Origin of the sequence: Neorhizobium galegae (genome assembly GCF_021391675.1) — a bacterium.
In the GTDB taxonomy this organism is placed as follows: domain Bacteria; phylum Pseudomonadota; class Alphaproteobacteria; order Rhizobiales; family Rhizobiaceae; genus Neorhizobium; species Neorhizobium galegae_B.
This window is the reverse complement of record NZ_CP090095.1, coordinates 3,183,525-3,206,748: the sequence shown is the minus strand read 5'-3', so window position 1 is coordinate 3,206,748 and position 23,224 is coordinate 3,183,525. Positions and strand designations below refer to the sequence as shown.

At 62.0% G+C, this 23,224-nt stretch carries 20 protein-coding genes and 1 tRNA gene; 12 read left to right on the top strand and 9 right to left on the bottom strand.

The window, feature by feature from the left end; all coding sequences use genetic code 11:
• The first annotated feature begins 16 nt into the window (after positions 1 to 16).
• Both ftsH and glmM read left to right on the top strand, forming a co-directional pair.
• Complete coding sequence (ftsH, locus tag LZK81_RS15960) at positions 17 to 1,951, top strand: ATP-dependent zinc metalloprotease FtsH (RefSeq protein WP_046603579.1); 1,935 nt, start codon at positions 17 to 19, stop codon at positions 1,949 to 1,951.
• A gap of 230 nt (positions 1,952 to 2,181) precedes the next feature.
• Positions 2,182 to 3,534, top strand: a complete 1,353-nt coding sequence (glmM, locus tag LZK81_RS15955) for a phosphoglucosamine mutase (protein ID WP_046603580.1) — start codon at positions 2,182 to 2,184, stop codon at positions 3,532 to 3,534.
• A gap of 107 nt (positions 3,535 to 3,641) precedes the next feature.
• On the opposite strand, the gene LZK81_RS15950 is transcribed toward glmM, so the two are convergent.
• Positions 3,642 to 5,609, bottom strand: a complete 1,968-nt coding sequence (locus LZK81_RS15950; RefSeq protein ID WP_233953894.1) for a HAMP domain-containing methyl-accepting chemotaxis protein — start codon at positions 5,607 to 5,609, stop codon at positions 3,642 to 3,644.
• Between the two features lie 595 nt (positions 5,610 to 6,204).
• Here LZK81_RS15950 and LZK81_RS15945 point away from each other — a divergent pair.
• The 3 genes from LZK81_RS15945 to serA all read left to right on the top strand — a co-directional run bounded on the left by LZK81_RS15945 (position 6,205) and on the right by serA (position 10,080).
• On the top strand, positions 6,205 to 7,041 hold the full coding sequence (locus LZK81_RS15945; protein ID WP_233953893.1) for an outer membrane protein: 837 nt from the start codon (positions 6,205 to 6,207) through the stop codon (positions 7,039 to 7,041).
• A gap of 183 nt (positions 7,042 to 7,224) precedes the next feature.
• Entirely contained in the window at positions 7,225 to 8,403 is a 1,179-nt protein-coding gene (locus LZK81_RS15940) for a phosphoserine transaminase (RefSeq protein ID WP_233953892.1), read from the top strand.
• A gap of 81 nt (positions 8,404 to 8,484) precedes the next feature.
• A complete protein-coding gene (gene serA / locus LZK81_RS15935) occupies positions 8,485 to 10,080 on the top strand; it encodes a phosphoglycerate dehydrogenase (RefSeq protein WP_233953891.1) in 1,596 nt (531 codons plus the stop codon).
• A 93-nt stretch (positions 10,081 to 10,173) separates the two neighbouring features.
• Here serA and LZK81_RS15930 read toward each other — a convergent pair whose 3' ends face one another.
• The gene (locus LZK81_RS15930) at positions 10,174 to 11,010 is read right to left on the bottom strand and encodes an alanine--tRNA ligase-related protein (protein WP_233956590.1); all 837 of its coding nucleotides are present in this window, start codon (positions 11,008 to 11,010) and stop codon (positions 10,174 to 10,176) included.
• Between the two features lie 300 nt (positions 11,011 to 11,310).
• Between LZK81_RS15930 and LZK81_RS15925 the strand changes: the two genes are divergently transcribed.
• The gene (locus LZK81_RS15925) at positions 11,311 to 12,354 is read left to right on the top strand and encodes a Tim44 domain-containing protein (protein WP_233953890.1); all 1,044 of its coding nucleotides are present in this window, start codon (positions 11,311 to 11,313) and stop codon (positions 12,352 to 12,354) included.
• Here LZK81_RS15925 and LZK81_RS15920 read toward each other — a convergent pair.
• The gene (locus LZK81_RS15920; protein ID WP_233953889.1) at positions 12,351 to 12,770 is read right to left on the bottom strand and encodes a DUF1810 domain-containing protein; all 420 of its coding nucleotides are present in this window, start codon (positions 12,768 to 12,770) and stop codon (positions 12,351 to 12,353) included. The two genes, LZK81_RS15925 and LZK81_RS15920, sit on opposite strands and share 4 nt — an antisense overlap.
• Positions 12,771 to 12,890: 120 nt before the next feature.
• On the opposite strand from LZK81_RS15920, the gene LZK81_RS15915 reads away from it, so the two are divergent.
• From LZK81_RS15915 to LZK81_RS15900, 4 genes are all read left to right on the top strand, one after another.
• Entirely contained in the window at positions 12,891 to 14,012 is a 1,122-nt protein-coding gene (locus LZK81_RS15915) for a mechanosensitive ion channel family protein (protein WP_046603587.1), read from the top strand.
• Between the two features lie 131 nt (positions 14,013 to 14,143).
• Positions 14,144 to 14,503, top strand: coding sequence for a VOC family protein (locus tag LZK81_RS15910; RefSeq protein WP_233953888.1), 360 nt, complete (start codon positions 14,144 to 14,146; stop codon positions 14,501 to 14,503).
• Between the two features lie 174 nt (positions 14,504 to 14,677).
• Positions 14,678 to 15,874, top strand: coding sequence for a tRNA 2-thiouridine(34) synthase MnmA (mnmA, locus tag LZK81_RS15905; RefSeq protein WP_046603588.1), 1,197 nt, complete (start codon positions 14,678 to 14,680; stop codon positions 15,872 to 15,874).
• A 136-nt stretch (positions 15,875 to 16,010) separates the two neighbouring features.
• Positions 16,011 to 16,087: transfer RNA gene (locus tag LZK81_RS15900), tRNA-Met, on the top strand.
• A 65-nt stretch (positions 16,088 to 16,152) separates the two neighbouring features.
• Here LZK81_RS15900 and LZK81_RS15895 read toward each other — a convergent pair.
• Positions 16,153 to 16,755, bottom strand: coding sequence for a TetR/AcrR family transcriptional regulator (locus LZK81_RS15895; protein WP_046603589.1), 603 nt, complete (start codon positions 16,753 to 16,755; stop codon positions 16,153 to 16,155).
• A 172-nt stretch (positions 16,756 to 16,927) separates the two neighbouring features.
• On the opposite strand from LZK81_RS15895, the gene LZK81_RS15890 reads away from it, so the two are divergent.
• The gene (locus tag LZK81_RS15890) at positions 16,928 to 17,329 is read left to right on the top strand and encodes a nuclear transport factor 2 family protein (RefSeq protein WP_233953887.1); all 402 of its coding nucleotides are present in this window, start codon (positions 16,928 to 16,930) and stop codon (positions 17,327 to 17,329) included.
• Between the two features lie 55 nt (positions 17,330 to 17,384).
• Here the strand turns inward: LZK81_RS15890 and LZK81_RS15885 are convergent, their stop codons facing one another.
• The 4 genes from LZK81_RS15885 to LZK81_RS15870 all read right to left on the bottom strand — a co-directional run bounded on the left by LZK81_RS15885 (position 17,385) and on the right by LZK81_RS15870 (position 21,819).
• Positions 17,385 to 17,936 (bottom strand): helix-turn-helix domain-containing protein, encoded by a 552-nt coding sequence (locus LZK81_RS15885; protein WP_233953886.1) that lies wholly within the window; start codon positions 17,934 to 17,936, stop codon positions 17,385 to 17,387.
• A gap of 353 nt (positions 17,937 to 18,289) precedes the next feature.
• Entirely contained in the window at positions 18,290 to 19,360 is a 1,071-nt protein-coding gene (locus LZK81_RS15880) for an LLM class flavin-dependent oxidoreductase (protein ID WP_233953885.1), read from the bottom strand.
• 122 nt (positions 19,361 to 19,482) lie between these two features.
• On the bottom strand, positions 19,483 to 20,259 hold the full coding sequence (locus tag LZK81_RS15875) for an SDR family NAD(P)-dependent oxidoreductase (RefSeq protein WP_233953884.1): 777 nt from the start codon (positions 20,257 to 20,259) through the stop codon (positions 19,483 to 19,485).
• A 198-nt stretch (positions 20,260 to 20,457) separates the two neighbouring features.
• Positions 20,458 to 21,819, bottom strand: coding sequence for an amidase (locus LZK81_RS15870; RefSeq protein ID WP_233953883.1), 1,362 nt, complete (start codon positions 21,817 to 21,819; stop codon positions 20,458 to 20,460).
• A 164-nt stretch (positions 21,820 to 21,983) separates the two neighbouring features.
• On the opposite strand from LZK81_RS15870, the gene LZK81_RS15865 reads away from it, so the two are divergent.
• Positions 21,984 to 22,286, top strand: a complete 303-nt coding sequence (locus tag LZK81_RS15865; RefSeq protein WP_233953882.1) for a hypothetical protein — start codon at positions 21,984 to 21,986, stop codon at positions 22,284 to 22,286.
• A gap of 6 nt (positions 22,287 to 22,292) precedes the next feature.
• Here the strand turns inward: LZK81_RS15865 and LZK81_RS15860 are convergent, their stop codons facing one another.
• On the bottom strand, positions 22,293 to 23,147 hold the full coding sequence (locus LZK81_RS15860) for a glycerophosphodiester phosphodiesterase (protein WP_233953881.1): 855 nt from the start codon (positions 23,145 to 23,147) through the stop codon (positions 22,293 to 22,295).
• Positions 23,148 to 23,224 lie beyond the last annotated feature (77 nt).

Here is a 23,224-nt window from a genome sequence, read left to right as displayed (position 1 = left end):
CAGTCCGGGGAGTTCAATGAACCCAAACTTTCGTAATATCGCCCTCTGGGTCATCATAGCCCTCCTGCTGGTCGCGTTGTTCAGCATGTTCCAGACGGCACCGTCGCAGACCAGCTCGCGTGAGGTCCCATATTCGCAGTTCCTGCGGGATGTGGATTCGGGGCGAGTGCGGGATGTCGTCGTCACGGGCAACCGGGTGCTCGGCACCTACAATGAAAACGGCTCGGGATTTCAGACCTATTCGCCCGTCATCGACGATTCGTTGATGGATCGGCTGCAGGCCAAGAACGTCACCATCGTCGCCCGTCCGGAAACGGATGGATCCTCGGGGTTCCTCAGCTATCTCGGCACGCTTTTGCCGATGCTGCTCATCCTCGGCGTCTGGCTGTTCTTCATGCGGCAGATGCAGGGTGGGTCGCGTGGCGCGATGGGCTTCGGCAAGTCCAAGGCCAAGCTTCTCACCGAAGCGCATGGCCGCGTGACGTTTGAAGACGTCGCAGGCGTCGATGAAGCCAAGCAGGATCTCGAAGAAATCGTCGAATTCCTCCGCGACCCGCAGAAGTTCCAGCGTCTCGGCGGCCGTATCCCGCGCGGCGTGCTGCTTGTCGGCCCTCCGGGCACCGGTAAGACGCTGCTCGCCCGTGCGATTGCCGGCGAAGCGAACGTGCCCTTCTTCACCATTTCCGGTTCCGACTTCGTCGAAATGTTCGTCGGCGTCGGTGCAAGCCGCGTGCGCGACATGTTCGAGCAGGCGAAGAAGAATGCGCCCTGCATCATCTTCATCGACGAAATCGACGCGGTCGGCCGTCATCGTGGCGCCGGTCTCGGCGGCGGTAACGACGAACGCGAACAGACCCTCAACCAGCTCCTCGTCGAGATGGACGGTTTCGAAGCCAATGAAGGCATCATCCTGATCGCCGCGACCAACCGTCCCGACGTTCTCGACCCGGCGCTGCTGCGTCCAGGCCGTTTCGACCGTCAGGTCGTCGTGCCGAACCCGGATATCGTCGGCCGCGAGCGCATCCTCAAGGTACACGCCCGCAACGTGCCGCTGGCTCCGAATGTCGACCTCAAGGTCCTGGCCCGCGGTACGCCCGGCTTCTCCGGTGCCGACCTCATGAACCTTGTCAACGAAGCAGCCCTGATGGCCGCGCGCCGCAACAAGCGCATGGTTACGATGAGCGAGTTCGAAGACGCCAAGGACAAGATCATGATGGGCGCCGAGCGCCGCTCGTCCGCCATGACGGAAGCGGAAAAGAAGCTGACCGCCTATCACGAGGCCGGCCATGCCACAACCGCGATCAATGTTCCTGTCGCCGATCCACTGCATAAGGCGACCATCATTCCGCGCGGCCGCGCGCTTGGCATGGTCATGCAGTTGCCCGAAGGCGACCGCTACTCGATGAGCTACAAGTGGATGGTCTCGCGTCTGGTCATCATGATGGGCGGCCGCGTCGCCGAGGAGTTGACCTTCGGCAAGGAAAACATCACCTCCGGCGCATCCTCGGACATCGAGCAGGCGACGAAGCTTGCCCGCGCGATGGTCACCCAGTGGGGCTTTTCCGACATGCTCGGCCAGGTCGCCTATGGCGAGAACCAGCAGGAAGTCTTCCTCGGCCATTCCGTCTCGCAATCGAAGAACGTCTCGGAATCGACCGCCCAGAAGATCGACACCGAGGTTCGCCGTCTGATCGACGAAGCCTATACCGAGGCGCGCCGCATTCTTACCGAGAAGCACGACGACTTCGTTGCGATTGCCGAAGGCCTGCTCGAATACGAGACGCTTTCGGGCGAGGAGATCAAGGCGCTGATCAAGGGCCAGAAGCCGTCGCGCGATCTCGGCGACGATGCGCCTCCGACCCGCGGTTCGGCTGTTCCCTCGGCTGGCTCCAAGAAGGACGAACCGAAGGGCGGAGAGCCGGAAAGCGGTCTGGAACCGCAGCCGCACTGATCCTTCGCCGACTGAATTCAAAAGCCGCCGTGGAGCAACTCACGGCGGCTTTTGCTTGGAAGGTTTTGTTATGAGTAACGGGATATAATCGATTTTGATGCTAATTTATGTGCTTGTGCCGTTAAACTATGGCATGAGCCAAGCTTCGGGCCGGTTTTACCGTCTAACATACTGCGGGTTCGATCCCTGCAAGGACCGCGACGTTCAGGCGCGATGACGAAGGAGCTTATATGACACGCCGCTATTTTGGCACCGATGGCATTCGCGGACAGTCCAACATTCATCCGATGACGCCGGATCTCGCGATGCGCGTCGGCATCGCCGTCGGCACGATCTTCCGCAACGGCAATCATCGCCATCGGGTGGTGATCGGCAAGGATACGCGTCTCTCCGGCTATATGCTGGAAAACGCCATGGTGGCGGGTTTCACCGCTGCCGGCCTCGACGTCTTCCTGCTCGGGCCGATCCCGACGCCGGCGGTCGCCATGCTCACCCGGTCGCTGCGCGCCGATGTCGGCGTGATGATCTCCGCCTCGCACAATCCTTACGAAGACAACGGCATCAAGCTGTTCGGCCCGGACGGCTACAAGCTCTCCGACGAGCTGGAGATGCGCATCGAGGACCTGCTTGACAGCGACCTGCATTCGCAGCTCGCCAAATCGGGCGATATCGGCAGGGCGAAGCGCGTCGAGGGCGACATCTATCGCTATATCGAACATGTGAAGCGTACGCTGCCGCGTGACGTTACCCTGCACGGCCTGCGCGTCGCGATCGATTGCGCCAATGGCGCGGCCTACAAGGTGGCTCCGCTGGCGCTCTGGGAACTCGGCGCCGAGGTGGTGACAATCGGCAACGAGCCCAACGGCACGAACATCAATCTCGACTGCGGCTCGACCAGCCCGGAAGCGCTTCAGAAGAAGGTGCATGAGGTGCGCGCCGACATCGGCATCGCACTCGATGGCGATGCCGACCGCGTCATCATCGTCGACGAGCGCGGGGAGATCGTCGACGGCGACCAGCTGATGGCCGTCATCGCGGAGAGCTGGGCCGAGGACCAGAAGCTGAAAGGCGGCGGCATCGTCGCGACCGTGATGTCCAATCTCGGCCTGGAACGTTTCCTCAACGGCAAGGGTCTCGATCTGGCGCGCACCAAGGTCGGCGACCGTTATGTCGTCGAGCATATGCGCACACACGATTTCAACGTCGGCGGCGAACAGTCCGGCCATATCGTACTCTCCGATTTCGGCACGACCGGTGACGGCCTCGTCGCCGGCCTGCAGGTCCTGGCGCGGGCAAAGCGGCTCGGGCGGCCGGTCAGCGAGATCTGCCGCCGTTTCGATCCTGTGCCGCAGCTTCTGAAGAATGTTCGTTTCCAGGGCGGCAAGCCGCTGGAGGACGTAATCGTGCGTCAGGCGATCGCCGATGCTGAAGCCGAGCTCGCTGCCAAGGGGCGCCTGGTGATCCGCCCGTCCGGCACCGAGCCGCTGATCCGGGTGATGGCGGAAGGCGACGACCGGGGACAGATCGAGCGCATCGTCGACGGATTGGTCGGCGTCATCGCCAACGTCCGCAACGCGGCCTGACGGCGCAAGCCCCCCAAGCCCAATGAAAAAGGCCACCCGCGGTTTTCGCGGGTGGCCTTTATTTTTGCGGCAAGTTCCGGATGGCCGAATTGCCGTTCCTGCCGCCTCTAGAACTCTTCCCAATCCTGCTTTGCGGCAGCGGCGTTGCCCTGGAACGACTGCGCGACTTTGGCAACCATTCGGCGGGCCGGCGATGCCGCCGGGCGGCTGCTGCCGGATGCGAGTGCGGGCGAGCCCCGATGTGAAGAGGTTCCCGTTACGGCGCTGCCGCCGATATGGAATTGCGACAGAAGTTGGAACAGGCCCTCCGCGTCCCGGGCAAGACTGTGTGCCGCTGCGGTGGTTTCCTCGACCATGGCCGCGTTCTGCTGCGTCCCTTGATCCATTGTATTGACCGACGTGTTGATTTCCTTGAGGCCGGTCGCCTGTTCCTTCGAGGCTTCCACAATAGCCTCGACATTGCCGTTGACCTGCTGGACCTGGATGACGATCTCCTGCAGGGCCTTGCCGGTTTCCCCGACCAGCGCCACGCCGCTCTTCACGTGGTCGTTGGAGGTGTGGATCAATTCCTTGATCTCTTTTGCGGCCTTGGCGGAACGCTGGGCGAGTTCCCGCACTTCCTGCGCCACCACCGCGAAGCCCTTGCCGGCCTCGCCGGCACGGGCAGCCTCGACGCCGGCGTTGAGAGCAAGCAGATTGGTCTGGAAAGCGATCTCGTCGATGACGCCGATAATGTTGCCGATCTCGACGGCGGATGAATCGATCTTGCCCATCGCATCGACCGCATCACGGACGACCCGGCCGGAACGTTCGGCGTTCTCCTTGGTCATGCGCACCAGGTTGCCAGCCTCCTGAGCGCGGTGGCTGGAGTCGGAAACCGTCGTGGTGATCTCTTCCAGGGCCGCTGCGGTTTCTTCGACGGAGGCCGCCTGCTGTTCGGTGCGTTTGGCGAGGTCGTCGGAGGCCGAGCGGATTTCCTGGGCACCGGCGGCTATCGCACTCGCATTCGCGGCAACCTTCTGCATCGCTTCGCGAAGTTTCGCCACCGCGGCGTTGTAGTCGGCCCTCAACTGGTCGAGCGAGGGAGTGAACGGGGTGTTGATCTCCCGGGTCAGGTCGCCGTTTGCCAGGGCCTGCAGAGCGTCGGCGAGCTGGCGGACCGCCTGGCTCGTCTGTTCGGCGAGCGCACTACGCTCGGTCGCTTCCTGTTCCAGCCTGTGGCGTTCTCCAACGGTCCGCTTCGCCTCGGCATCCGCTTCGCGCTCTGCCTTGACGGAGATGGCCTCCCGGAGGGCCGCCACGGCGCGGGCCAGCATGCCGATCTCGTCACCGCGCGCCTCGATCGTCCGGTCGCCTTCGAGGTTGCCCGCAGCCATGGCTTTCAGTGATTGCTGCAGCTTGGAGAGCGGTCCGATGATCGAGCGGGCGGTCAAGAAGGCGGCAATGATCGAAAGCAGTGCGGCTATGCCGAGGGCAGCCAGCGCAATATTTCTAAAGCCGCTCGCCGCGTTGCGGACATCGCCGCCGATCGTTTTGTTGAGCGCCTCCTGATGGTCGATGAATTTGTTGATTGCGCCAAGCCAGGAGACGAAGAGCGGGCGGGCCTGTTCCAGCAGGATCTTGCGGGCCGCATCGCCATCGCCTTTTTCCTGCAGCGAAATGATCTGGCTGACCAGCGGGTTGGTCTTGGACTGAATGTCGGCGATCTCGGCCAGTATCGTCTTTTCGCGATCCGTTGCACCGGAAGGGGCACCGACCATTTCCGCCATGCGCTTTTCGTTTTCCGCATAGGATGCCGCGAGCTTGCCGATAAGCGCTTCCGCTTCCTTGCGCTCAGCCTCGGACGTGACAAGCGTTACATCGCGGATCGCGATCGCCCGGTCGTGCACGCTGCCGCGATAGTTGATGGCATAACGTTGCTTGACGCTGTTGACGTCGTTTACGGTTGCCAGGTCGTTGTCGATCGTCTTGACCTCGCTGGTGGAATAGAAAGTCAGGCCGATCATCAGGAGAAGTAAAAAGCCGAACCCGATAGCCAGTCGGAATGCTATGCCGAATGTTTTGACATTGCTCATGGACAGTTCTCTCTTTTGCGGCGCCTTTCGCCGCAGCTACACGCGGTCATCTTCTTCGGAAGAGCACTCGCGCAATCCCATCGCAGTAGTTCGCCGACTGGAGTTGTTTGTTTGGCGCAAAAGATATTTGCGGATTGACTGTATCGGCAATCCAAGCGTCGAGTTCAGAATGCGCTCGGCGCTCAGGTGTGCTCCACCAGTCTTTCGGCACTATCGATTCCCCGGTATTTCCCCCTTCGGAATGTGCTAAAAATAGCTATCTATGGTTTATAAAGAATTAATTGTTTATCTAAGTGTAAATTACCATTTGCTAACTATTTTCTACTGAAGCAGGTGAGATCAATAATTCCGCGCGGCGCCGTGGATGGCGGATCTTTCCTTGCGGCGAAAAGAACGGATTCTGCCGGATGCGATGCCTTCTGCAAGTCTCAGGCACGCCGTTACTTGTAGAATTGCCTGCGATTTTAGGAAAACGCGCGGTAAATAAGCATGGTTAAGCGAGACTTAACCTTTGTCGATCATCATCCACAGCGGATCAACCCGTTGGCTGCCCGCTTTGCATGCCATACGCGATACGAGCTTTGGAGATGAACCCATGAAAAAGTTGCTGGCCAGCGCTTTTGCGCTGACACTGACGGTGAGTGCCGCCAATTCCGCCGATCTTTACCAGCCGCAGCCGGAGCCTTATCAGGATGCGCCCGAAGTGACCGTTCAGGAGGCTACCGGCTGGTACCTTCGCGGCGACGTCGGCTATTCCTTCAAGAAGTCGCGCGGCACCGACTTCTACCAGGGTACCGGCACGCCCGGCGTGGCGATGGCCGAATTCGACCGTTCCGATCTACGTGATGCCTTCACGCTCGGGGGCGGTGTCGGTTATCAGATCAACAGCTACCTGCGCACCGACGTCACCCTCGACTATATGTTCGACAGCAAATTCCGGGGTTCTACGCATGGAGGCTGCGGCTCCGGTCCCGTTTGCACGTCAACGGATCTCGCTGCGCTGCACGCCTATTCGCTGATGGCCAACGCCTATGTCGATCTCGGCACCTATGGTTATTTCACGCCTTATGTCGGTGCCGGTATCGGCGGTACCTACGTCAAGTGGTCGAACCTGCGCAACACGTCTTGCGACGACGCCGGCGGCGGTTGCGACGACACAGTGACCCATGGCGGCGAAAAGAGCTGGCGCTTCACCTACGCGCTGATGGCCGGTGCGTCGATCGACATCACCTGCAACGTCAAGGCCGATGTCGGCTACCGCTTCCGTCAGGTTGCCGGCGGCGACATGTTCGGTTACTCAACGGGCGGTGGCCCGGGCAAGGACAAGGGTTTCTATTCGCATGAAGCCCGCGTCGGCGCCCGCTACATCTTCGGCGGATGCGACACGCCGCCGGCTTACGAGCCCCCGCCGCAGCAGATCGTCTACAAGTAAATTTGCCTCATCTCCAAGCGAAAGCCGCCTTCGGGCGGCTTTTTGCGTTTGGGGCGACAGAGCTGCGGCAAAAATTTGTCAGCGGGCGACATTAGTCGCTTGACTGTTAAAGCACTCAGGCATAACCACAGCGGCGGGACACCTCTCCCCAACGAGAGGCCATCTATCTGGAAGGATAGCCATATGGCAAACGCCGCAAAGCCGGACCTGCGTCCGAACAACGCCCATTTTTCTTCTGGCCCTTGCTCGAAGCGCCCCGGTTGGTCGCTCGAAGCGCTCTCCGATGCGCCGCTCGGTCGTTCGCACCGCGCCAAGGTCGGCAAGGCGAAGCTGAAGCAGGCCATCGACCTCACCCGAGAAATTCTCAACGTGCCGGCGGATTACCGCGTCGGCATCGTGCCGGCTTCCGATACCGGCGCCGTCGAAATGGCGCTCTGGTCGCTGCTCGGCGAGCGCGGCGTCGACATGCTGTCCTGGGAAAGCTTTGGCGCCGGCTGGGTCACCGACGTCGTCAAGCAGCTGAAGCTCAAGGACGTCCGCAAGATCGAAGCCGGCTACGGCCTGCTTCCGGACCTTTCCACGGTCGATTTCGACCGCGACGTGGTCTTCACCTGGAACGGCACGACGTCTGGCGTCCGTGTTCCGAACGCCGACTTCATCCCGGCAGACCGCAAGGGCCTGACGATCTGCGACGCCACCTCGGCGGCTTTCGCGCAGGACATGGACTTTGCCAAGCTCGACGTCGTCACCTTCTCCTGGCAGAAGGTTCTGGGCGGCGAGGGCGGCCATGGCATGCTGATCCTCAGCCCCCGCGCTGTCGAGCGCCTGCAGACCTACGTTCCGGCCTGGCCGCTCCCAAAGATTTTCCGCCTCACCTCGGGCGGCAAGCTGATCGAAGGCATCTTCGTCGGCGAGACGATCAACACGCCGTCGATGCTCTGCGTCGAGGACTATATCGATGCGCTCGTCTGGGCAAAGTCGGTCGGCAGCCTTGAAGGCCTGATCGCCCGCGCCGATGCCAATGCCAAGGTCATCCACGATTTCGTGGCCGCCAACGCCTGGATCGACAACCTCGCCGTCGATCCGGCGACGCGCTCCAACACCTCTGTCTGCCTGAAGATCGCCGACGCGGATGTCGCCGCTCTCGATGCCGACGCGCAGGAAGCCTTTGCCAAGGGCATGGTGTCTATCCTCGAAAAGGAAGGCGTCGCGCTTGATATCGGTGCCTATCGCGATGCGCCGTCCGGCCTTCGCATCTGGGCCGGCGCCACGATCGAAGAAGCCGACATGAAGGCTCTGATGCCCTGGTTGACCTATGCTTTCGAAACGCAGAAGGCTGCGCTTTCCAGGGCCGCCGCTTAAAGCAAGTCGCGTATCGGCTCCGCTGACGAAGCGGAGCCCATTCCCTCATTCACGACAGAAACTTTTTCAGGAGGCCCACTGATGGCACCTCGCGTTCTCGTATCCGACGAATTGTCGGAAACCGCCGTCCAGATCTTTCGCGATCGCGGCGTCGAAGTCGATTTCCAGCCGAAGCTCGGCAAGGACAAGGAAAAGCTTGCCGAGATCATCGGCAACTATGACGGCCTTGCGATCCGGTCCGCCACCAAGGCGACCGAAAAGCTGATCGCGGCTGCAACCAACCTCAAGGTAATCGGCCGCGCCGGCATCGGCGTCGACAATGTCGATATCCCGGCCGCCTCGCGCCGCGGCATCATCGTCATGAACACCCCGTTCGGCAATTCGATCACGACAGCCGAACATGCCATCGCCCTGATGTTCGCTGTCGCCCGCCAGCTTCCGGCAGCCGACGCCTCGACCCAGGCCGGCAAGTGGGAAAAGTCGCGCTTCATGGGCGTCGAGATCACCGGCAAGATCCTCGGCGTCATCGGTGCCGGCAATATCGGCGGCATCGTCTGCAAAAAGGCGATCGGCATCGGCATGCATGTTCTTGCCTACGACCCCTTCCTCTCGACTGAGCGCGCCGAGGAAATGGGCGTCACCAAGGTCGAGCTCGACGAGCTTCTGGCCCAGGCCGACTTCATCACCCTGCACGTGCCGATGACTGACAAGACCCGCGGCATCCTCGGCAGGCAAGCCCTCGCCAAGACCAAGCCCGGCGTTCGCATCATCAACTGCGCCCGTGGTGGCCTCGTCGATGAGGCAGCGCTTGCCGAAGCCATCAAGTCCGGCCATGTCGCCGGCGCCGGCTTCGACGTGTTCGAAGTCGAACCCGCCACCGAAAGCCCGCTCTTCGGCCTCGAAAACGTCGTCTGCACCCCGCATCTCGGCGCCTCGACCACCGAAGCGCAGGAAAACGTAGCACTTCAGGTCGCCGAGCAGATGTCGGACTACCTGATCAAGGGTGCGGTCTCGAACGCCATCAACATGCCGTCGATCACGGCGGAAGAAGCGCCGCGCCTGAAGCCCTTCATCCGGCTTGCCGACGTGCTCGGCGCCTTCGTCGGCCAGGTCACCGAGGATGCGATCAAGGAAATCGAGATCCTCTATGACGGCTCGACTGCCGGCATGAACACCAAGGCGCTGACGAGCGCGCTGCTTGCCGGCCTCATCCGCTCCCAGGTCTCCGACGTCAACATGGTTTCGGCGCCGATCATGATCAAGGAAAAGGGCATCATCCTTTCCGAAGCCAAGCGCGACAAGTCGGGCGTCTTCGACGGCTATATCAAGCTGACTGTCACGACGGACACGATGACCCGCTCGGTTGCCGGCACGGTCTTCTCGGATGGCAAGCCGCGCTTCATCCAGATCAAGGGTATCAACCTCGATGCGGATGTCGGCACCAACATGGTCTACATCGCCAATACCGACGTGCCGGGCATGATCGGCTTCATCGGCATGACGCTCGGCAATGCCGGCGTCAACATCGCCAACTTCCATCTCGGCCGCGACAAGGAAGGCGGCGATGCGATCGCTCTCCTTTATGTCGATGGTCCGGTTCCGGCCGATGTGCTGGCGAAACTGACCGCCAACCCGGCGATCCGCCAGGCCAAGCCGCTGGCGTTCAACGTCGAGTAACCATCACCGAAACTGCTCACGCCTGTTGTGGTGGTGAGGGTTTTCCGAATAGGACGAAGGCCTCCGGCGAGTATGCCGGAGGCCTTCTTCATTTTATCCGTCCGGCATGTCGGAGAGCTCGATGCCATGCGTATCGAACCACCATTCGGGGCTCATGCCGGGGTGCCTTTCCCGCAGGCGCAGATATCTCGCCCGAAGCCGTTCCTGACGTGCGACCTCCTCGATGAAGAAAGGATGGTCGAACGTGCCGCCCATCCGATGCAGGCGGCGGAGCAGTTTGCGCAGGACATAACCCTGCTCCTTGTTGCCAGGAGGGTAGCCGCTTTCGATGATCTTCACGATCGCGCTGCCGAGCGTTTCGAGCACATTCTCCGGCGGCGTGCCGTTGATGAGCATATTGAGACGATCGGCGCCGAAGCCGACATCGATGCAGGTTCCGAGCGGATTGACGATGTTTCCGATCTCTACCCCGTCCTTGTAGAACTCGGTACTGTATCCGGTGATGCTGCCGTCGCTCCACGTGCATTCCGGATCCGGGACGATTGGAATGCGTCCGCGGTAAAGCGGCGTCCATTCGGTGAGGCGGTCGGGATGAATGGTGACGTGATCCGGCGTAAGACCGAGCGTTCGCAGGAACTCGAGCCAGAAATCGATGGCACCGCCAACGCTCATCTCCCGGAAGGAGAAGAGGCCGAGCATGGTGAAGTGAAGGAAGTGGGTTCCGTCTCCGATTTCGTCCAGGTCGCCCAGACGCAGGCATGCCTGGCTGTTTGCGACGGTTCCTCTATGGGAGGGATCGGAGAAGAGGAGTTTGTACTGCTGCATGCCAGCGCTGCAGAAGAGCGTGGTGGCGTCATGCGGCCTTACGGATTGAATGCGTGTGAAGTCGATACCCTTTGAAAGGCAGAAGTCCCGGTAGTGCTGGATCAGGCGTCCCGCTGTGACATAGGCAACCTCCTTTGTTTGTGTGCCTCACCAAGAGGTAATGGTATTCCGCATGCGGCGCAATATGGTTTGCGGATCATCTTTCGGCGCGGAGGCCCGCGCCTGGATGTCGCAGGCTGATATGAGGAATTTCTCGTTATGATTGTATTTTTGATGCTTGGTTCCCGTTTCAAACTCCGTTATCTACTTCGACGGGAAAAAATGAGGGCGGGCCTAAAATCCTGAAGGCCGCCTCTCTATATAAACAGGGAATACCGCGCTTGAGCGGTTTATGAGGAGAAAACGATGTTATCCAACCTTCGGCGTTTCAAGAACCTGTTCGCGATCCTGGCGATCGGAATGGCGGTTTCCTTGACCGCCGTGGACATGGCTGAGGCGCGCCGCGCCAGCGGTGGTTTCGGCAGCCGCGGCACGCGCACGTTCTCGGCTCCGGCGACCACCAATACAGCGCCCACGGCGCCGACCGGCATCAACCGGACGATGACGCCCAATACGCAGCAGAACGCCACGACGCCGCAGAACGGCCTTGGCCAGCAGGCGGCACAGCCTCGTCGAGGCCTGTTCGGTGGCATGTTCGGCGGTCTGCTCGGCGGTCTCGCCCTTGGCGGCCTGATCGGCATGTTCATGGGCACCGGTTTCGGTGGCATGGCCGGCATGCTCGGCATGTTGCTGCAGATCGCGCTGATCGGTGGTCTCGCCATGCTGGCGTTTCGTTGGTTCGCCCGCCGTCAGCAGACGGCCGGCGGTCCGGTGGGCGGAGTGAAGACCGGCTTTGGTCAGCCGCGCAACGCCTATGAGGCGCCGAGCCAGAATACCTCGTCCTTCCAGATTCCGAAGATCGGGTCGCTGGGCGGCGGTGGTCAGGGTGGTTTCGGAGGCGGTTCCAATGCCGCGCCGCGCCAGGCCGGACCCCAGACGGACGAGATCGGCATCACCAACCGCGACCTCGATCAGTTCGAGAAGCTGTTGACCAATGTTCAGTCGGCTTATGGCGAAGAGGACTATGCCAAGCTGCGCAGCCTCACGACGCCGGAGGCGATGTCCTATCTGGCGGAAGAACTCGGCGAGAACGCCACCAATGGCGTCAAGAACGAGGTGAAGGACGTGAAGCTGCTGCAGGGCGACCTTTCGGAGGCCTGGCGCGAAAACGGCCAGGACTATGCGACCGTCGCGATGCGCTACTCGAGCGTCGACTACATGAAGGACCGCAATACCGGCGCAGTCGCCGAAGGCGATCCGAACGCGGTGACCGAAACCGTCGAAGTCTGGACCTTCGTGCGCAAGCCCGCCAACGACTGGCAGCTTTCGGCGATCCAGGCGGCCGCTTAATTTCGAAGCAGCGCGACGGTCTTTTCGTCGCGCTCGCCGTCAAAGAACTGCTCAAGGGCTCGCTCGAAAGGCGAGCCCTTTTTGCTGACCGCCTCGAACAGCGTCATCGAGCTCTTGAATTTCATGTCGTCGGGCGAGCCGAGGATCGCGTGCGCCGAAAGACCGGGATGGGAGAGCATCGCTTCGGTGCATTCGATGAGCCTGGGGCCAAGCTGGGGATGTTCCAGATAGGCCGTCGCCTCCGCCCTCGAGCCGATTGCGAAACGCTGGGACATGATCGAAAAACCGAGCCCCGCGACCTGGGGGAAGACGTACCACATCCAGTGGGAGCGCTTTTTGCCGTCGCGCAGCTCGCCGATGACGCGCGCATAGACAGGCGCCTGCGCGTCGACAAAGCGCATGAGGTCGAATTGCATCGTCTCTCCGTCCCTGATCGCCCTGTTGCCACAAATCACCCCACGCCCAGAAGGCTCCCAAATCATGAAATTTTTGCGGCCGCTCTTTTCGATGCTGCATCGCACCCTAGCTGAGGGGGCATGGAACGCTTCATTCAGGAATTCCGGAATGATACGGCCTGGCTGCCGGACTGGCTCGTCAGTTGTGGTGTCATGGCCGTCGCATTTCTGATCGGCCTTGCGATCCAGCGCTTCGGATTTCGCTTTCTGACGCGGCTGGTGGAGAACCGGGACCTGTTCTGGCGGTCGCTGGTGTCGCGTACGCGGCGGCCGATGCGGCTGGCGATCCTCACCTGGACGCTGTCGCTCGGCGCGACCATCGCTCCTCTCAGTGCCGGGCAGGGAGACGTGATACGTCACCTGCTGCTGCTCGGCTTCATCGTCGTCGTCGGCTGGATGCTTAAGATCGCCCTGCATGTGTGGATGATCGTCTATCTGCGCCGCTTCAAGCTGGATGCGGAAGACAATCTGCTCGCCCGCACCCATGTCACCCAATCGCGGATCGCCGAACGGATCGCGAGCGTCATGATCGTGGCGATCACCATCGCCGCGATGCTGATGACCTTTCCGGCGGTGCAGCAATACGGCGTCAGCCTGCTCGCCTCCGCCGGCGTGGCGGGTGTCGTGCTGGGCCTTGCTCTGCAGCCGGTGCTGAAGAACATTTTCGCGGGCATCCAGCTCGCCATCACCCAGCCGATCCGCATCGACGACGCGCTGATTGTCGAGGGCGAGTGGGGCAATGTCGAGGAGATCACCTCGACCTATGTGGTGGTGAAACTGTGGGACTGGCGGCGGATGATCCTGCCGCTTAGCTATTTCATCGAAAACCCGTTCCAGAACTGGACGCGCGACAGTTCGGAACTGATCGGCACGGTGATGATCTATCTCGACTATTCGGTTCCGGTGAATGCGGTTCGTCGCAAGGTCGAGGAGATTGCCGCAACGTCAAAGCTCTGGGACAAGCGGGTGGTGGCCGTGCAGGTGACGGATTTCAGGGAAAACGTCATGGAGATCCGCATCCTCGTCTCGGCCTCCAATGCTCCGCGAACCTTCGACCTGCGATGCGAGGTGCGCGAAAAGATCATCGACTTCATCCAGCGCGAATATCCGGCAAGCCTGCCGCGGGTGCGGGCGGAAGGTGTGGCCAGCGGCGTCAGGACGGCTGCCGGCAAGGCCGTACGGCACGGCGCGCTGCAATCTTGAATCCCGACCTCCCGGCTTCGAGCAAGCTGCTTTTCAGGCGCTGAATCCCGGCGGGACAGGCCCAAGTGTTTTACAAAACCATTCCATGGGCATAGACAGTCGGCCATGCAAACCTCCACTGGTCGATCGCATTGAACCCCGAAGCAAAGCCGATATGCGCCATCCTTGTCCATGTCGCGGATGTTGCACGGGCTTTGGACTGGTATCAGGCCGCTTTCCCGCAATCGGTGCGGCGTCACCTTGAGGCTTTCGAATTTCAGTTCCTCGATGTCGGCGGGATCTGCCTCGAGATCGTGGCGGCTGACGAGAAGGTGGGAAGCGGCGCCAGCGGATCCGTCGTCTATTGGCAGGTCGATGATCTTGACGCGGCGGTCGAGCATTTCACCGCGATTGGCGCGACGCTTTATCGGGGACCGATCGACATCCAGAGCGGCCTGCGCATGTGTCAGGTCCGCGATCCATGGGGAAACTGCATCGGTCTTCGCGGTTGAGGCCTTGTCCGTTCCTGCACGCGCCGTGCCTGCGATTCGCGCTCCTCCTTGCGCAGGCCGCAAATCCTTTCTATATCCGGCAAGAATTGCCTCCGACGGCCGATCCCGCCGCAGGCCCTGAACATGTCGCCCTCCCATCATGGACCGGCGCTTGAGAGACCGAGAGAGTTACTCGTGAATACGCTGGATTTTGACAAGAGGCCGGAAGACACACGTGTTGTCGTTGCCATGTCGGGGGGAGTGGATTCCTCCGTCGTCGCAGGTCTGCTCAAACGCCAGGGTTATGACGTGCTCGGCATCACGCTGCAGCTCTATGATCATGGCGCGGCCGTGCACCGCGCCGGCTCGTGCTGCGCCGGCCAGGACATCGACGATGCGCGGCGTGTTTCCGAAACGCTCGGCATTCCCCATTACGTCCTCGACTACGAAAAGCGGTTCCGGGAAACGGTGATCAATCCGTTCGCGGAAGCCTATGCGATGGGCGAAACGCCGATCCCCTGCGTTGCCTGCAACCAGACGGTCAAGTTCGCCGATCTGCTGGCGACCGCCAAGGATCTCGGCGCCGATGCGCTGGCGACCGGCCACTATATCCGCTCCTCCGCCAATCCTTCCGTGGGCAACCCGAACCGCCGCGCGCTGTTTCGCCCGATCGACAGCGACCGCGACCAGAGCTGGTTCCTGTTCGCGACGACCCAGGAGCAGATCGACTACCTGCGCTTCCCGCTCGGCGGCATGTCGAAGGCGCAGGTGCGCGAGCTTGCCGAAGAGATGGGCCTCGTGGTCGCCAAGAAGGCGGACAGCCAGGACATCTGTTTCGTGCCGCAAGGCAAATACGCCGACATCATCAACAAGGTGAAGCCGAACGCGGCACTCGCCGGCGATATCGTGCATATGGACGGGCGCGTGCTCGGCCGCCACGAGGGTATCGTGCATTATACGATCGGCCAGCGCCGCGGTATCGGCATCGCCACCGGCGAGCCGCTCTACGTCGTTTATCTCGATGCCCGTTCGCGCCGGGTGATCGTCGGACCGAAGGAAGCGCTCGATACGCACCGCGTCTACCTGCGCGACGTCAACTGGATCGGCGACGGGGCGCTCGCTGAGGATGTGAAGGGCGGTTTTGCCTGTTTCGCCAAGGTGCGCTCGACGCGCCCGCCGACGCCGGCAACCATCCACTGTGACAGCCATGGCATCTATGTCGATCTTGCGATCGGCGAGGCGGGCGTCGCGCCAGGCCAGGCCTGCGTGCTCTATTCGGCCGAAGGTGCGGATGCGCGCGTCTATGGCGGCGGTTTCATCGAGCGTTCGGAACGGGCGGCCGAGGCCGAAATCGCTCTGAAGACCCTGCTTTCGACGCCCGTCGCGGCCTGAAGCCGGCACTTGCCGGTTACGGCGAAATTGCCGCCGGTTTTTTGCCCAGACCCTGCTTGACACTTTGGTGACGGGGGACTTATAAGCCGCACGACCAAAGCGGAACCGGCCACGCCGGAACTTCCGCAATCCCTGTGGCGGGGTAGCTCAGTTGGTGAGAGCGCAGGATTCATAACCCTGAGGTCGGCAGTTCAATTCTGCCTCCCGCTACCATTCAACCTCATGGGAATAACCTGAAACTGTCTCTCACGCTGGCAGAACCTCGAGCCCTGATGTGTTCAGGGATCAGTTCGGCCGAGCCGCGGGGCGGTGCCCAGTTTCAACAGCGCCATGAACAAACGGATGCCGCCCTCAAACTCCGGCCCGGTGCCATGCGTGTGCTTGATCCCATCCATCGCCGCGACCACCAGTGCGGCCAGCTCCGTGGCTTGAGTTTGCAGGGCGGTGAGGTCGATCTCCCGGTTTTTCTCGGCTTCGCTCAACGCCGTGATCAGTAAGTCCAGCAGCCTTGCCCGAGCCTCCAGCGCGATGTCGCGCGCCAGTTCGTTGCTGGCGGCGAAAAGCTCATCAGCATTATGGCTACCCCCGAATGGCGCGATCAGCCCTTCCTGGAAGGCGCGAATGCCAGCCGTCATGCGGTCGAAGACGCTGCCGGGGCGATCGAGCGCCGCCGTGACGTCGTTCATCGTCCTGGAATGCGCGCGCTTCGACCCGGCCCGAAACAGTTCTTCCTTGCTGCTGAAGCAGAGATAGAGCGAGGCCCGCGATATCTTCGCGGCACGCGCAATATCGGCCATGGTCGTCTTTCGAAATCCGAAACGGACGAAGACGGGCAGGGCGGCATCGAGAATGAGGTCTGTCTTGGAATCGGTTTCGTTCATCTGGACATATTGACACTCGGCGTCTTATTGGTCAAAAGACGATTAGACATTTTTGATCCATATGTCCATTTGAGATGGCGCCCGACTGATCGGGGTCTATCTGCCGCAGGTTTGGCTGGAAGGCCCTCTGCCGCCGCCGAACCCTGCTTGTCCTGAAAACCTGGAGACGCCCGTGACTCGCGACATTGCTACCGAAGAAGACCAAATCCGCCAGACCGAACGGGCAAGGCTCAGCGCGTTGGTCAGCGGCGACGTGGCCGCGGCGCAAGCCCATCACGCGGCGGATTTCCAGCTGATCACGCCGATCGGCGCCGTTCTGTCGCGGGACCAATATCTCGGTGCGATCGCATCCGGACACATCAAATATCTCAGCTGGGAACCGGAGGAAATCGCCGTCCGTCTTTACGGTCCTGCGGCCGTCATTCGCTACCGGGCACGGCTGGCCGTCGTTTTCGGCGGGCATCACGTGCCCCTCAGCGGCTATTGGCATACCGACAGCTACGAGTATCGCGACGGCCGCTGGCTTGCCGTATGGTCGCAGGCAACTGCCATTAGTCACGGCAGTCCCGAATAACGCGCACGGTCAAAGGCAACGAAGTTCACGGCTCTCGCGCAGCGTCTCTTATTTGTCAGTTGAGCGGAGCAACGGCCTTCTCGGGGACGCCATGCCCAGACCTTTCGAGCAGCATGCGCTTTCGCCATGCATTGGGAGCAATTCCGTAAAGACGGCGGAAGCTGTTGGTAAGATGCGCCTGGTCGGTCATGCCGCATTCCAGGGCGATCCGGCAGAGAGGTTCATCTGTGCCGGCCATCATCCGGCAAGCCAATTCCATGCGCCTGCGGGTGACGTATTTGTGCGGCGTCTCGCCAAGGCTTGCCTTGAAAGCCCGCTGGAAATGGCCGCTGCTCAGGTTGCAGAGGCCGGCCAACGCCTCGACGCGGATTGTCGAGCGGAGATACAAGTCGACATAGGCCTGCACATTGCGCATTTGCCACGGGGCCAGGCCGCCAACGGCGATTTGACGGAGGTTGGGGGCCGGTTCGGACTGGTCGGGATCTCGCGGGACCTGTCTGGCGACAAGTCCTTCGAGGTCGATCTCCGAGGTCCGATATCTTGAAACGTCGGTGCGCTTTGCCGAAGGGTTGGCAGGCGGCGCCTTCGCGGGTTGTGGGATCTGCATCCTAAGTCTCCCCCATTCTCGGTGTACTTCGTCGATGATCAGAGTCTAACGCCGAGGCGGGCGGTCAGACTATTGGACAAGGGGACTTGTGCCCCTATCCAAAGGTATGATCGAGACTCACTGAAATTGTCTGGCCACCTTCGGAAGCCTGCGTTTCTGTCCCGCGGCCACATCAAAAAGCTCCGGTACGATGCTTCCGGAGCTGTTGCTTTTTCTGGGCAATGGGGAACCGCGGTCGGCGGGGCGGCCTCAGTCGAAGAATGCCCGGTCGTCTTCGGTGAGATAACGTTTGGCCTGGAGGCCCGACGGCGGAGGAGAGGCGGCTGGTTCCAGCGGTCAACCGCCGTCGCGCTTCAACCGCGCAACAGCGGGAGCAGTTGGTCGCCCTGCCGCTTGATCTCCTGGAGATAAGGCGTGTCGGAGAGCACGAAATGGGTGATGCCGAGATCCTCGTATCTGCGCAGCGAACGGGCGACGTCTTCGGCTGAACCGACGAGCCAGGTGGTGCCGGCGCCGCCGCCGCCGAATTTGCCGGGCGCCGTGTAGAGGTTGTCGTCGAGGACGTCGCCCCGCTCGTGCAATTCGAGCAGCCGGCGCTGGCCGACGGCGACCGGCTTTCCGTGGTCGTTCCAGTTGCCGGCCTTGCCCTTGGCCATCTCGGCGACCTTGGCCTCGGCATCGGCCCAGGCCTGTTCCGTCGTGTCGCGGACGAGGGTGGTGATCCGCAGCCCGAATTGAAGAGGAGGAAGGTCGCGGTCGAGTTGCCTGCTCAGCGTCTTCAGCCGTTCGATCCTCTCCCGCACGCCGTCGAGCGGTTCGCCCCAGAAAAGCTGGATATCGGCTTCCGTCGCGGCCACCCGCTCGGCGGCTTCGGAAGCGCCGCCGAAGTAGAGTTTCGGGTGCTTGCGGTCGCCGCGGGGTTGGAGGCGAGGCTCGATCGTGGAACCGGTGACCTGGAAATGCTCGCCCTTGAACGTGACGTTCTCCTCGGTCCACAGCCGGCGGACCAGCCGCATGAATTCCTTGGTACGGGCATAACGATGCGCCTGATCGCCCTCGCTGTCGCCATAGGCGGCGAGGTTGTCCTGACCCGAGACGATGTTGACCCGCACCCTGCCGCCGCTCAGGTGGTCGAGCGTCGCCGCGGCAGAGGCGAAGTTCGCCGGCCGCCAATAACCCGGGCGGATGGCGATCAGCGGCTCGAAGGCGGTGGTGCGGGCGGCAAGAGCGGTTGCGATGGTGAACGTATCCGGCCGGCCCCAGCCGGTACCGACGAGCGCGCCTTTCCAGCCGTGCTCCTCCAGCGCCTTGGCGTGGCTGGTCAGGGTCTCCAGGCTGTTGTGGTTCTCGGTTGAGGAATCGCCGCGATGGCCGGCCTTGACGTCGTTCGGGATATACCAGAGGAACTCGGAATTGCTGCTCATGTTATCGGCCTGCATCTCTAGTGGCTGAAATAGGGAAATGAGTGGAAGGCATCGCGGTCGCAGCTCATTGATGCGACCCTTGGCTTACCGGCACCGGCGCACGCCGGGTCCGAGAGTTTCCGTCAGACGACGATCGGGTTGAGGGCGCCGTCCATGCCGATCACGACCCCGGTGACGTAGCTTGCCTTCGACGAACTCAGGAAGGTGACGACGTTGGCGATCTCGTCAGGGGTCGCCATGCGGCCGAGGGGGATGCGCTGGACCAGTTTTTCGAGGGCCGCCTGTTCGCTGATGCCATGGAGAGTGGCCTCTGCCCGAAGGCCCTCGGTTACCCGCTCCGTTTCGGTATTGCCGGGATTGATGCCGACGATGCGCAACCCGCTGGCGGCGTAGGCGTTTGCAAGGCCGACGGTCGCCAGCATCAGCGCCGCGTTGGCGGCCCCGCCCGGAAGGTGGATCGGCGATGCAACCTTGCCGCCGCCGCCGATGACATTGACGATCACACCTGCCCGTCGCGCAGCCATTTGTTTGACCACCGGATCGATGACGTTGATGTAGGAGAAATACTTGGCATCCATCGCAGCCCGCCAGTGGGCCGGGCTCAGCTCCTGGGGCGGCGTGCGGCGCGCAGCTCCGGCGCAGTTGACGAGAATATCCAGCGCTCCCACTTCGGCTTCGATCTTGTCGACGAGCGTCAGCGCCTCGTTTTCCGATATCAGATCGGCCGTGAAGCCGATCGCGCCGGGCAGTTTTGCCAGAGCCGCGTCGATATTCGCCTGGGAACGCGAACAGATGACGACGCGTGCGCCTTCGGACAAAAGGGATTGGGCGCAGGCGAGGCCGATGCCCTTGGAGCCGCCCGTGATCAATGCCGTCTTGCCGTTCAAATCGAGTTGCATGATGCGCCGCTTTCCTCAAAATCCAGGGGAGAGGCTAGGCTCTCGAGGATATTGGAACAAGCAAAAGGCAACTGCCGCGGTCCCGGTTACGGGGAAACGGTTCCTTAGTTCGCTGCGCAAGGAGGCAACTCTTCCATGCGGCGCGCCTGGCACGTTTTTCCGGCTTTGCCGAGACACCGATGTCAGCTGGAGCCGATCCTACCCTCGGATGATTTCCTCATGGGCCATCGCGGCCTGTAGCAATGTTTCATCGCAATTGGCATTGGCGGACAGCAGGAAGCCGACCGGCATGCCGGCATCGCCGCTGCCGCAGGGGATCGAGACGCCGCACCAGTCGAGGAAGTTGCCGAAGCCCGTATTGCGCAGCGTCTTGCCGTTGGTGGCAAAGAACAGCTCGTCGTCCCTTTCGAGCGGTGCGATCGGCGGGGCTACGTGGGCGACCGATGGCATGGCGACGAAGCGGTCGCCGATCAGTGCCTCGGTTTCGGCAATCATCCGGGCGCGGTTTTCGACGATGGCGATATAATCGGACAGGCTGGTCTTTTCGCCGAGGCGGGTGCGTGCGACGACCCGGTGGTCCATCTCCTCGGCATCCGGTCCCGACAGCTTCTCGCGATGCAGGGCGAAGGCTTCGGCGGTCACCATCGGGCCGTATTTCACCATCAGCTTCGGAAGTTCGTCGAAGGTTGGAAAGGCGAGGCGGGCGATCCTGGCTCCGGCCTTTGCAAGGCGCTCGATCGCCGCTTCGAAGGCGGCCACCACGCCCGGCTCGGCGCCGTCGAGGACGATATTGGTGGGGATGACGATATCGAGGGGTCGGGCCGGTTGGCGGGCCGTCTGCGGTACTGCAAGCCCGCGCATGGCCGCATCAACCCAGACCGCATCCTGCACCGTGCGGCAGAGCGGGCCGAGCGAGTCGAGGCTGGTCGCCAGCGGATAGACGCCGTTCATCGCATAACGGCCGCGGGTCGCCTTGTAACCGACGATGCCGTTGAAGCCCGCCGGGATGCGGATCGAGCCGCCGGTATCGGTGCCCATCCCGACCGGCACCAGGCCTGCCGCGACCGCGACGGCCGAGCCGGAGGAGGAGCCGCCGGGAATGCGCGGCGCGTCCTTGCCATGCGGATTGTGCGGCGTGCCGTAATGCGGATTGATGCCGATGCCGGAAAAGGCGAATTCGCTCATGTTGGTGCGGCCGACCGCGACCATGCCCGCCTGTTTCAGCAGGTCGACGATTGCGGCGTCCTTCGCAGCGGGAGCGGCCTTCTTCAGGACTTTCGAGCCGGCGGTGGTCGGCAGTCCCTCGATGTCGAAGAGGTCCTTCCAGGCGATCGGGATGCCATCGAGCAGGCCGAGCGAGCGGCCTTCCTTCACGCGCTTCGAGGATGCCTGCGCTTCCGCGAGGGCGCGATCTTCGAGAAGCGAGATGAACACGGCCTTGTCGGGGTAGGCCTTGATGCCGGCCAGCACCGATTCCGTGACTTCGACGGGATCGACCCTGCCCATCTGGATGAGCGCGGAAAGCTCGGCGATCGACATCGCTCCAAAGGTTTTCGTCACGGCCGTCATTCTCCCCATTGCGTTACTGGCGGCCCACAGATGTATCGGATATTTTGGCGATGGGTAGAGGAATTATCGGCTCGGCAGGTGGTATGGAACCTCCCGCATATCCGCGAAGTTCAGTGAGTCCACCGCGTCAGCGGGACATCGGGAAGGATCAACCCATGAGAAACATCATCGCCATAACCGGTCTCGTGATCGCGCTTGCCGGCTGCAGCACGGACGGCGGCGGAACCACCGGCGCAATCGACATCGGGCCGGGCATCCGGCCAATCCCCGGCAGCATCACCTATCGTGGCCAGCCGCGCACCAAGCTCACCAAGTCGCCGATCGGCAGCGTCGTGCCGCACGAATTCCGCAACGAACTCGGCCAGCGGGTCGAGGAAAATTACATCATCCAGCCGGACCGCAGTCTCAGGCTGGTCAGCCGACGGGTGTTTCGCGATCCGTTCGGGTTCGACGATTGATGAACTTCAACCGGAGATGCCCGCCCAGGCACGTTCGGTGGCGACCGGTTCGTCGGTGGTGATCTGATCCGGCTTCAGCGCCATCAGGGCGGAGAAGCTGCGGGCTTCGGCCTCGTCGAAACCGGCGTCCGGGTTCTTGAGGTTGAAGGTCCAGGCGTCGACGAGCCTGCCGGCATCGTGGCAGAGGCCGATCAGGTCGAGCCCGTCTTTGGCGGCCTGCAGCACCAGCTGCCAGGCGAGATAGATCGTGTCCGGCTCGGTCGGGCCGGCGATATCGGCGCGCAGACCCGTTTCAACGGCCTTCGGGCCCTGATGGCGATAGATCTCCATGAGCTTGCCGGTGGGGTCGATGCCGCGCTTGAGGTCCGGCAGTCTCCGCTTGACGGCGACGACAAGATCGAGATCGGCGCCGCTGACGATGATCGAGGAGCCGGCATTGCCGAAATGATCGGCGAGGTGATCCATGCCGCGTGCGCCGATCACCTCAAGTTCGTCCTTCATGTCGAACTGCAGCAGGGCGTCAGGATGAGCTGTTTGAAGCATCGTCGCGAGATCCTCGCTGAGGATCGGCGAATGGCCGCCCTGCAAAAGCGTCAGGCCGCGAATGGTTTCGGGCAAGGTCTCACGGATGAGGCCGTGGCCGGTGGTTTCACCTTCGAGCTCCTCGTCGTGCAGCACGACGAAGCCGCCATCGGCGCGGACGCGCAGATCGAGTTCGCTCGATGATCCAAGACGAAAACCCTCTGCCATGACGCCGGCGGAAAACAGCGGGTCCTTGAAGCTGCGGCGCAGGCGATGCCACTTCAGCCGGGTGAAACGGCCCTGATGGGCGATGCCGAGACCTGAAAATTCTGAAGCCATGAAATACCGTCTAAGGTGAAGGGCAGCGATTCGATCGACGCCACACTATTGTTTTGGAGCTGCCTGCCATAGATCGA